The sequence below is a fragment of the Thermodesulfobium sp. 4217-1 genome (assembly GCF_039822205.1).
In the GTDB taxonomy this organism is placed as follows: domain Bacteria; phylum Thermodesulfobiota; class Thermodesulfobiia; order Thermodesulfobiales; family Thermodesulfobiaceae; genus Thermodesulfobium.
In genome coordinates, this window is sequence record NZ_JBAGBW010000038.1 from 1 (window position 1) to 10,161 (window position 10,161).

General features: G+C 34.1%; 11 protein-coding genes and 3 pseudogenes. 6 read left to right on the top strand and 8 right to left on the bottom strand.

Annotation, left to right across the window (positions count from 1 at the left end; all coding sequences use genetic code 11):
- Nucleotides 1-123 precede the first annotated feature (123 nt).
- From V4762_RS09500 to V4762_RS09525, 6 genes and pseudogenes are all read left to right on the top strand, one after another.
- A pseudogene (locus V4762_RS09500) lies at nucleotides 124-564 on the top strand (transposase); the annotation flags it as partial.
- 398 nt (nucleotides 565-962) lie between these two features.
- Nucleotides 963-1,874, top strand: a complete 912-nt coding sequence (locus V4762_RS09505; protein ID WP_347315545.1) for a carboxypeptidase regulatory-like domain-containing protein — start codon at nucleotides 963-965, stop codon at nucleotides 1,872-1,874.
- Between the two features lie 65 nt (nucleotides 1,875-1,939).
- Nucleotides 1,940-2,644, top strand: a complete 705-nt coding sequence (locus tag V4762_RS09510) for a hypothetical protein (protein WP_347315546.1) — start codon at nucleotides 1,940-1,942, stop codon at nucleotides 2,642-2,644.
- 49 nt (nucleotides 2,645-2,693) lie between these two features.
- Nucleotides 2,694-3,755 (top strand): hypothetical protein, encoded by a 1,062-nt coding sequence (locus tag V4762_RS09515; protein ID WP_347315547.1) that lies wholly within the window; start codon nucleotides 2,694-2,696, stop codon nucleotides 3,753-3,755.
- Nucleotides 3,752-4,357: a TolC family protein gene (locus V4762_RS09520; protein WP_347315548.1), complete on the top strand. Its 606-nt coding sequence runs from the start codon at nucleotides 3,752-3,754 to the stop codon at nucleotides 4,355-4,357. The genes V4762_RS09515 and V4762_RS09520 overlap by 4 nt, the downstream gene beginning before the upstream one ends.
- On the top strand, nucleotides 4,354-6,003 hold the full coding sequence (locus V4762_RS09525) for a hypothetical protein (protein WP_347315549.1): 1,650 nt from the start codon (nucleotides 4,354-4,356) through the stop codon (nucleotides 6,001-6,003). The genes V4762_RS09520 and V4762_RS09525 overlap by 4 nt, the downstream gene beginning before the upstream one ends.
- Nucleotides 6,004-6,037: 34 nt before the next feature.
- On the opposite strand, the gene V4762_RS09530 is transcribed toward V4762_RS09525, so the two are convergent.
- From V4762_RS09530 to V4762_RS09560, 8 genes and pseudogenes are all read right to left on the bottom strand, one after another.
- Nucleotides 6,038-6,307: a type II toxin-antitoxin system YafQ family toxin gene (locus V4762_RS09530; RefSeq protein ID WP_347315553.1), complete on the bottom strand. Its 270-nt coding sequence runs from the start codon at nucleotides 6,305-6,307 to the stop codon at nucleotides 6,038-6,040.
- A pseudogene (locus tag V4762_RS09535) lies at nucleotides 6,294-6,470 on the bottom strand (type II toxin-antitoxin system RelB/DinJ family antitoxin); the annotation flags it as partial. The pseudogene V4762_RS09535 and the gene V4762_RS09530, both read right to left, overlap by 14 nt.
- A gap of 170 nt (nucleotides 6,471-6,640) precedes the next feature.
- Nucleotides 6,641-6,784 (bottom strand): type II toxin-antitoxin system HicA family toxin, encoded by a 144-nt coding sequence (locus V4762_RS10085; RefSeq protein ID WP_458646959.1) that lies wholly within the window; start codon nucleotides 6,782-6,784, stop codon nucleotides 6,641-6,643.
- Between the two features lie 51 nt (nucleotides 6,785-6,835).
- Nucleotides 6,836-7,048, bottom strand: a complete 213-nt coding sequence (locus tag V4762_RS09540) for a type II toxin-antitoxin system HicB family antitoxin (RefSeq protein WP_347315550.1) — start codon at nucleotides 7,046-7,048, stop codon at nucleotides 6,836-6,838.
- A 335-nt stretch (nucleotides 7,049-7,383) separates the two neighbouring features.
- Nucleotides 7,384-8,046, bottom strand: a complete 663-nt coding sequence (locus tag V4762_RS09545) for a DUF3226 domain-containing protein (RefSeq protein ID WP_347315551.1) — start codon at nucleotides 8,044-8,046, stop codon at nucleotides 7,384-7,386.
- Nucleotides 8,039-9,136, bottom strand: coding sequence for an AAA family ATPase (locus tag V4762_RS09550; RefSeq protein ID WP_347315552.1), 1,098 nt, complete (start codon nucleotides 9,134-9,136; stop codon nucleotides 8,039-8,041). Before V4762_RS09550 ends, V4762_RS09545 begins: the two co-directional genes overlap by 8 nt.
- Nucleotides 9,137-9,394: 258 nt before the next feature.
- Nucleotides 9,395-9,733 carry an EamA family transporter gene (locus tag V4762_RS09555; protein WP_347315554.1) on the bottom strand — a complete coding sequence of 113 codons (339 nt, stop codon included), beginning with the start codon at nucleotides 9,731-9,733 and terminating at the stop codon, nucleotides 9,395-9,397.
- 62 nt (nucleotides 9,734-9,795) lie between these two features.
- Nucleotides 9,796-10,161, bottom strand: a pseudogene (locus tag V4762_RS09560) (glycosyltransferase family 2 protein); the annotation flags it as partial.

Here is a 10,161-nt window from a genome sequence, read left to right on the forward strand (position 1 = left end):
CTTTTTGAACAAAATGACAAATATTACTATAAAAGATGGCTTTTGGATAACGTTTGGGTTTTTAGGGGTACGGTATTTTAGCTAAATTCAGGAGGTTTTTGACGAAGATGGGTTAAGTTAAAAAATGGCTTTGTTTACCTTTGTGCAATAATAGATTGGAACACAAGAACAATACTCTCGCACAAGTTATCCAACTCAATAGATACAAAACTTGTTGTTGACACTTTAAACGATGCAATATCTGTTTATGGTAAACCAGGTGTCTTTAATGTTGATCAAGGTTCTCAATATACATCAGATGAGTTTATATCCATACTTCTTAAAACAGGTGTAGAAATATCTATGGATTCAAAAGGTAGGGCTTACGATAACATAATAATCGAAAGGTTTTGGAGAAGTCTAAAATATGAAAATATTTATTTAATAAATTATTCAACCATAAGGGAGGCTAAAGATGGTATAAGAGAATACATTTACTTTTATAACTACAGAAGACCACATGCAAGTTTAGGTTATAAAACACCTATGAGCGTTTATATGGCTGGTTTGGAGGAGGCAGCCTAAATGAGGAATAAGGAAAATAAAAAAATTGACTTGACAAAGGGGTACAGGTTAAACCTGCAACAAATTTATTATCTAAAAAATTACGCATTTTTTACATAAATACTAAGTCCTAAAAAGCCTTAAATATCAAGGTTTACAAGGATTTTTGTTCTGTCCAAGTGTCAAAGATTAGATTATATTACAAAACTCTGGCAATGCCTCAAAAATCTTTTAATTTAAAAATTATCAATCAAACCAAGCCATTAATTTTCAATTTTCAACCTTGACAAATTATCTATTGACAAATTATCATGTATGATTTATTATTTTGACAATTAATCATAAAGAGGTGATGCAATTTGCTTGTGCTTATTTAGATTTTGGCTTTACAAAAACAAATAATATAAGGGAGGATTACAATGAACAAACTTTTAAGCGGTTTAATGATTGGCTCAAGCTTACTAATTCTTGCAACAGCAGCTAACGCAATGGACATCAAAGGCAAGATTGTAGACAGTGAGACGGCAGCGACACTGGCAGGCGCTACTGTGGACCTGAAAGACAGCTCTGGAAATGTTCTTCAGGAGGTAACCGCTGACAGCGCTGGTAGGTTTCTTTTTACAGGGGTTAACTCTGGAACTTATACAGTCGAGGTTAAAGAGACAGGATACGTTGGAATCGACAAAGCCGTATCTATCACTACCAAAAACAAAAACGTATCTATAAAGGCTATACCTTCCGTAGGAGGCACTGCAGCAGTTACAGGCAAAGTAGCTGATGGCTCTGGCAATGGAATAGGCGGCTTGGTAGTTCAGCTGATGAAAGAGGATCCACGCTTTGGCAGCTCGACAATGTCAAAATATGTAGTAGATCAGGCCACTACTGCGACAGACGGCACTTATGCGCTAAAGGCTATCAAGCCTGCTGACACATCTACGTATAACTACTATGTCAGAGTAAACGGCCACGGTATAAAGAATACATCTGCCACAGGACAGTTTAGCGTAACCAAAGACACTACAAATGTAGCAAATGAGAATGTGACTGTAGACGTACTGCCTACAACTACAGCCACTATCACGGGACAGGTTCTGGACGCAGTGGGCAATCCAGTGGCCAATGCAAAGGTTAGTGCACCGCTTAGAGAGACAGGATATCCTGAAACCGTTACAAATGCAAACGGCGAGTTTAGCATAGTAGTGCCTGCAAACGGGATATTACAGGTACCTATCAGAGTGAGTAAATCAGGATACCAGTCAATAAGGGAGACGATAGTACCTAATGCAAATACGACATTCGCTCTTCAAACAATAAACCTAATCTCTAAATAGGGAGAAAAGCACAAGCCACTACTGCGCAGTAGTGGCTTGTGACAATTAAGAAGGGAGATAATATTTTGGGCACATTTTATTTCATTATAGACAACTCTGGCTTAGGAGAGAGATATCTAAAGTCCATTATGAAAAACAGGTTCGGGGTATATATTGACAATCCTACCCCGCCAAGCACTTGTATAAAGCAGGTATTGAAAAATTTAAACGTTGAGACAAAGGGTTTAAACATATACGATTTTGCAGAAGAGCTAAAAAGTCTAAATCAGCCATTTTACATAAATCACGCAGAAAAGCTGACAGATAGCTTCGCGATATTCGTTCAAGCAATGCTTGAAAAAAATGATGTTTTTATCTGCTGTACGAGTCTGCCTACCGGGAAGATAATACCAAATTTTTTTAAGCACGGGAAAGAGATAAAGCTTTCCTACCAGAAAGAGAAGATTTTAAAATATATTGCGAAAAAGTATAAGATTTTACCCGATGAGGCAAACCACGTTTATACGCTTGCCTGCGGGAACCTAAATGGCGCTGAAGAGTTAGCAAGGAGATTGTCTGATGGCGAGCCGCTGCACTCTTTAAGATACGACGGCGCAAACTATGTGTCCATAATTCCTATACTTCTTGGCTTTGGATTTATCTTCATAATGCTTAGATTTATAGCGCTTGGATTAAACGACGAGGATACCTATATCTTTGCTGGATCAATGGGCGCTATATTCTTCTTGTTTAGGTTTATCTACTATCAATATTTCAGGAAAATTATCTGACAATATGTGGATAACCTGTGGATAAGTTGTTGACAATATGTGGATTACTTTGCTAATTTTTATATTTTTGTCTCTAAATAATATAGCTTATGCTGATATAACAAGCTTAGATATTACTAACAATAAAGCCAATATTAGCGCTGAAGATGATTTTATGTCATATACAGTTGGAGATTGCTATATTCAGGCTGGACACTATCAAAGATATGCACAGGGCTTATCACTAAAAGAAAAAGAAAAGGGCTTTGAGTATTTCACAGGCATGGTATACGAATATCCAGAAGAAGAAAAGAGGACATTATTCACTAAGCCAAAGGCAAAATATCTGACAAGATATTATTATGCAGTTGCGGACAATTCAGAAGAGAACGGCATACACTACTACTATATAGATAGCACGGACAAAGAGAGAAAGAAAGAAAATATTATATTTGGAACCAGATATATTGCAGGCGAATTAGAGACATCACTTGGAACTGAATTTGACAAGAACACGAAAGCTATCACAGGAAGCAGTATATATAACAAATTTGAGCACAGGAGATTTAAGCTTGAAAATTATTTCTCAACTGTAAATTCAGAGATTACACAAAAAAAGACATTGTTAATAAGCCAGAGCGTATATTTTAAGACAGTCAAATCTGACATATGCGCTAACTTCAATAAAGGCTATCCAACATACCAGCTGTCAAGCTACAAAAAGTTATTTGATTTTAATATTAGGCACACGCTTGTAAAGTCAAACAAAGTGCAGTCTACATTTAGCTTAGATAGATACTTTGACATTGCAGATTTTAATAACTCTTTTTCACTTGTTTATCAGACCACAGGCAACTGTTCTATATCAGCTACAGTAGAGAAAGATTTAGAAGCTGATGAAGGCAAAAGTACAACTATTAGCCTTTATACAAATATAACAAGGCAAAATAAACACATAGAGCCTAATATTTATCTTTCAATCAACGATGAGAAAAAGCTTATAGGCATTTCTTATGAAGAAAAGAGCCTTACTGTGAAGGCAGGGGTCAGAATATTTAAGATTTCTAGTCAATCAGGATTTTTAACGGCAAATATACAAAACAATAAATTATTTTTAGGTATAACTATATGAAGTTAATCTTAGCTATATTGTTTTTATTTTTAGCCTACCATAAAGCCTGCGCAAATGAGATTGTGACGCTTGAGGACTATATAGCCAAGAACAATCAATACATCACAGCTCAGAACGACTACGATAAGGCCAAGATAAACCTTGAGATCCAAAAGAAAGAGTTGAAAAAAGCATCAGAGCCAGAGATACGCTATCACTCTGGATATGACCCAGCGAAAGGCTATGTTACATCAGGCTTATCGGTATCAGGCAATATAACTGACATATTTTTAAATACCTCTACATACAAAGAAAAAGTGAAGCTTGCACAAATAGAGGTAAAGCAAAGAGAGGCTAATCTGAAAGACGTAAGAAAGAAATTGGCCATTGAGTATAGCGCCAAGATAGCAGAAATAAAGAGGCTAAGAAACTTAATTGAAAATCTAAACGCACAACTAAAGCTAAAAGGGGCACAGGCGAAAATTATACGCGAAAGATATGACGCAGGGCTTATCACAAGAGATGAAGTAGAAAGAGTTAGCACAGAACTACTTGATATAAAAAGCAGGCTTGGAGAGACAGTTGATGAGTTGAAAATAAAAGAAATGGAGATGATTTTATGAGCGTCTACTCTCATATAGCTTTTTCGCTATTATTTATCCAGCTGGTCAGGATACTATTGCCATACGACATAAGGATAGACGTATTTTTTTATTTTTTGGCAGTATTTGGCAGCTTGGCAGGCTCAGCTCCTGAGATACTTTTCAAAATCAGAAAATCCTCAACCTTTAATATATTTAATAGGCTTACTTTTAGCCGAAACGAAGTAATAGACTTTGCAAACTCAATATTGTGTTATCTGATTTACTCGGTAGCAATAAACGCAGTCTTTTATGTATTTAAATTTAACGCTATATACCTACTCAGTTTAGAGCAAGGATATATTTCTCATTTGATGTTGGAGAGCTTTTCTGTCAAAGGGGTGAGATTGTTTTATCCAGCATTTATAAGATTTTCACTTATCACGAAAAAAGATGCGGTATTTAGAGGATTTATCAGGGGGAGCAAGTCTGAGAGAATATTAGCCTGTATATTTTTTATTTTCTTTCTCATCTGCCTGCCGACAGACAGCTACAAAAAAATAATCCACTCTATCATACAGAACCCTGTAGGCGCACTGTCGGACGTGAAATATGAAGCATCAGAAAAAGAAACAATCGTTTACGTAAAAGGCATACACAACGTTACGCACGAAAAGATTGATAAAAAATTTAAGGCTATTGGCTGGCTTGGCGCAAACTCAGTAGTGGTAGAAGATCCAGAGACTGGCTATCTTTATAGCGTAGGCAAGGGCTTAACTGATAACATACAGCCGTTTTCAATGGAAGAAAAAACAGGAGAAAATATCTTGATATCAAATAAGAATATAAGCGTTTACAGGACGAATATAAAGAAGATAATTTCAGACATTGAGAGTAGCATAAAAGACCCTGATACAAGGGTATTTATCACAGGCGACATCTACACAGACGACGAAAACTATCATATAGCATCATATCCGACAGAGTACAACCCTATAAAACTTATCCAGAAGTGTATAAACTTGCAATTTGCAAGGCTGGAGGACTTGGACAGGCTAAAGAATACTCACATAACCAGCGGCAAGCTTGTAATCAGATATGAGAAAAAGATATATAAGAATGCAGCGCATAGCGCAGAGCTTCAATACAATCCAGGGGTAAAAAGCTATGCTGAGAAAAATATTTCAGACGATCTTAATAAAATCAAAATCAGCTTCAATGCAATGGACATTTCAGATATAAAGGTCAAAGTTGGCCAGAAGGTTAGAATTGGCGATGTTTTGGCCATATCATCGAAAGAGCAGGACGCTTTAAATTTAGAAAATGAAAAGAATATCATAGATTATGCCAAGCTTGAAGGCTCTATATCAAAGATACAGGCAGGCTACAAGGAAAAGCTTGAGAGCAAATATAAAGAACTTGAATTAAATAAAAGGCTTTATTCAGAAGGCTTAATCTCTGAACAGGCAGTAAAAAATATAGAGAGTGATATAGCATTTCTGAAGACAAACGAAGAACTTGAGATTGCAAGCGTTCAGTCTGAACAGGCTAAATTAAGCGCGCAGATTGAAAATAACAATAAGCACATATCAAGGCTTGAGATAAAATCTCCAGTAGACGGAGAAGTGTCAAATGTCAGTATAAATTACAATGCAGGAGTGATAAGTGGGAGTTTGAGTATTGAATAAATTTAAAATTTTTTTTATAAGTTTATTTAAAAATTTACGAATGAGACCCAATATCAATCAATCGTAACTCATCATCTAATAATTGGTATATTAGCAATAAATCCGGCTTTAAATGACATTCTTTTAAGTTTGAAAAATTGCCAACTAAAGCATGGTCTTTGAATTTTTTCTCTAAAGGCTGATTTTTTAGTAACTTATCTACAACATATACAAATATTTTGTCGCAATCTAAATTAACTCTTTGCAAATAGTGTTTTTTAAAGTTTCTGGTTTTTGAAAGTTTAATATCGCTAACCTCTAATATCTTTCATGAGTTCTTCTGTATCTTTATGGTAGGTTACGTCAGACTCTTGAGATTGTTTGATAGATTTTTGTGTTTCTTCCTGAAACATTTCTAAATCAAAGGGGAGCTTTTTATCCATGGCCAACTTGCTCAAAAACATATTTATACCATCGCTTAATGTAAGACTGTAGCGTTTAAAAAATTCTTTACGAACTCTTTATTGTCTTTGTCAATTCTAATACTAGTGGTTATCCTCATAAAACCTCTCAGTTTCAATTTATACTACAAAAGTATTATATATCCAAAACACTTTGAATAATTAAAAATTTTACTGAATCAGAGAGGCTTAAAAAACTACTCTATTCTAAGTCCCGATTGCTTAATAATGCTACTTAATGTTCCTTTTTTCAGCTCTTTTGAATGAATTGGTACAGTTACTCGTAATTCACCTCTTTTAAAGCTTACTACTCCCCTTTTGCCTCGGCTCCAAAAAGACAGATTTCAGAAGTTCTTTAATTACTTCATCACTTCTAAGATTTGCTAGCTTTTTCAGACAATCACTTCCTCTACTATACTTTTATCTTCAGGAATTGGGAGCTTATCTTCTGTAGGACTTTCAAGATAAAGCTCTTGCGCTTCCTTTGTATTCTGAAGCACTTCTTTAAAAGTCTCGCCCTCAGAAATGCATCCAGGAAGAGCTGGAACGACTGCAGTATACCCACCCTCTTCTTGAGATTCCAATATGACTTTATAATGGTTCACTTTATCAATATTATGCACCTTTTGAAAATTTAAATTTGACTGTATAATTTCTCTATGATTTTAAATCTTTAAAAACTCTTTTTATCATTTGTTTCCATCATTTATCTCTTTTAATAAATTTTCAAATTCTTCATCACTTACTTCATTGCAGCATAAAAATTGAAAATGCTCAGAAACACCTGAACCTGAAAATTTAACAGTTACCTTTCTATTTTACTCCTTCTTAAATAAACAATATCCTTCAATCTATCATGAGAGATATAACAATCCCCAACTTTGATCATTTTAAAACCTCACCTTTCTTAGACTATTTTTAATATCATTTTATATCCAAGCTATGCGAGCAATTTTAAAAATTCCTTTAAACCGTCTAATGCAGAATCTTCAAAGTTCCAGATCTTCTTTTTTAGTGAATTTTCATTATTACAATTTTTACCTGCTCGTTTCTTTTCTTCCTCAGTACAGCAATCGTAACGAAAATAAATCTGAATCCAAAACTTATTAAACTCTTTATCTTTAATCTCTTTTCTAAAATTTTTAACACATTCCCGCCAGGATTCTAAACAATCTGCAAAAGTTGAATCTTCAGATTTAATTGTTTTTAGAAGCGTCTCAAGCTCACCGTAACCATTAACATTGATAATATAACAAATAAAATCGACATCAAGTTCTTGGCTATGTTTAAGCTCATTTATCCGGGTAAAAGAAACATCAGAACATATTTCCTTCATTGCACCATTAATAAGATTAATGCGATTTTCAATTCCATCCCTATCAGCATCTATAAGTATACCAACCCTTTTCAGCCCTTTAGACCCGATCTCCTTTTTTAAATCTTTTAATCGGCTGGAAAGATTACCTAAACCACCCAGACACTCGTAATCATCAATATTACATATTGGAGATCCTACTTTTACATTAAGTTTTAAATATTCAATCAGCCCTTCAATAAAATACTGATCGTTGACACTTTCTACAATAAGAAGACTTTTACTCACCGCGGATTTTAGCCTCGTGAGTTAAAGAATATCTAAGCTGATTATAATCGCGTTTCATAACAGAAATAATATTTTTCTTCTGATCTCGATAAAGTTCCAGATAAACCCCTTCATTTTCTTGATTTGCTTCGTTAAAAGCTTCGATACACTCTTTTGAATGAGTGGTAGCGAAAATCTGACAATTTGCTTTCTTAGATGTTTCAAATATGATTTTCCATAATCTTTGATAATTGGTATAATGAATGCCATTTTCAAACTCATCTATGAGAAGATATCCATCCTGGCTTGCCCATATTGCGCAAAGAATCGCAATATATCGATTGATACCCTCACCAAATGATGAAAGAGAAATTAAAGAGTCATTATTTTTAAGCTTTAACTTGAAAGTAGTACCATCTCTACCAGAAATGGCTTTTACTTTCAAGATATTTTCATCAAATTCGTTTATAAGGCGATCGATTTCTTCTTCTTTGTCTAGTTCGTTTACTTTCCCATAAAATTCTGTTAACAGCGTTTCATCAGTCGAACACGATGAAATAAAATTAACATTAGTTGAAGTATGCCTAATATCCCGAATAATAACAACTGGATTAATAATATCTTGCACTGGAGTAGCAAGAGTTTCATTATTATATGAAAACTGTACAAATAGAGCTGGAGCTATTTTTGGTTGATTTGTAGGAAATGTTTGTAAAATTTGATAACCAGTCGGACTAAAAGAATTGGAAAGAGATTGAATGCTTTGAGATTCTATCATTTCACCAGCAGGGATAAATTTTATCTTAATTTCAGATGTATCATCTTTAATAATAATTTCTTTACCTGAACTATTAAATAAATCAAACTCAAATTCTTTATAAGATTGTGTTTGTGGCATAAAACCTGGTTTTAGCTGCCTTCTTCGAAGGATTTCAGATGTAACAATACGCATACCAAAACCAGACCTTGGCTTAGCCAAAAGCTCAATCCCTTCTAAAAAAGCAGTCTTTCCAATATTATTTTTGCCGCCAATAAGATTAACTCTTTGTAACTTTTCTACGCTAAGTCTTTCAAAACACTTAAAATTTTCAAATTCGATATTCTCAATCATAATCTCACACATCCCATTTTGTTATAAACAAGTCTATCGTAATTGTAGTTAGAATATACTCTTTTTGTCAATAAAGCGGGTTGGTTCAAAAAATTTAAATTAAGTTTAGCTATTATTTTTCATCCATCACCAAAAATAATATTTAGTAACATACAAATTTTCTGTAATATGGTTTCAATCTGAGTATCACTGAATCATAGTTGTAAAATAAACTACAGTTTTCCTTGAGACACTATTCACAAAAGAATAAAAAATTATCTAAGATCTTACTGTCAAAATAATCCCAAGCATAATTAAAACAACTCCAAAAAAATATTGATAGTTAAACCTTTCGCCTAAAAAGAAATAACTTCCCACTGGTACAAGCACAAATGCCAAAGCCATTAAGGGATACACACGACCTAGCTCAACTTTTTGTAATACCCAGACCCACGCAACAGTAGTTATAGCATACAAAATCAAAGCACTTATAAGATATGTCAATGGTTTTATTGCAAAAAAAGAACCACTTTGTGATAGTGCACTAGCGCTTGTTTTAAATAAAATTTGGCCTATTGCAATGCCAATAACGCACAAAATTGCAAATATATATGTAATCACTTATCTTAAATCTCCTTTTTTAACTTGAGTATAACTACATCCTAAAAACTCCCTATGCACTAATCCCCCCTTATTCTATAACCTAAAAATCTTTTATGTATTGGCCTATGTGGCACTGAAGAAATATCATAAGCCAAAAATGAAAGTACTAATTGAAAACCAATTAGAATCGGAAGGGCTGAAAGCATTACAGTCCCTGCTGGAGTAACCACTCCTTCCTTTACAGATTCCACCCAATGATAAATTCCAAAGGCACTACCACTAATAATAAGGATAATACCCAATGGCAGCTCAAAAGATGCTATAGACATATCACGTAAATAGTAGTTATAAAAAATACGTTTTAAGAAATTTCTAATATGCTTAATTAGAAACTCTCCAATAATTTTTGAAATTTTTAGGCTACTTTCTTCTTCGCCATATTT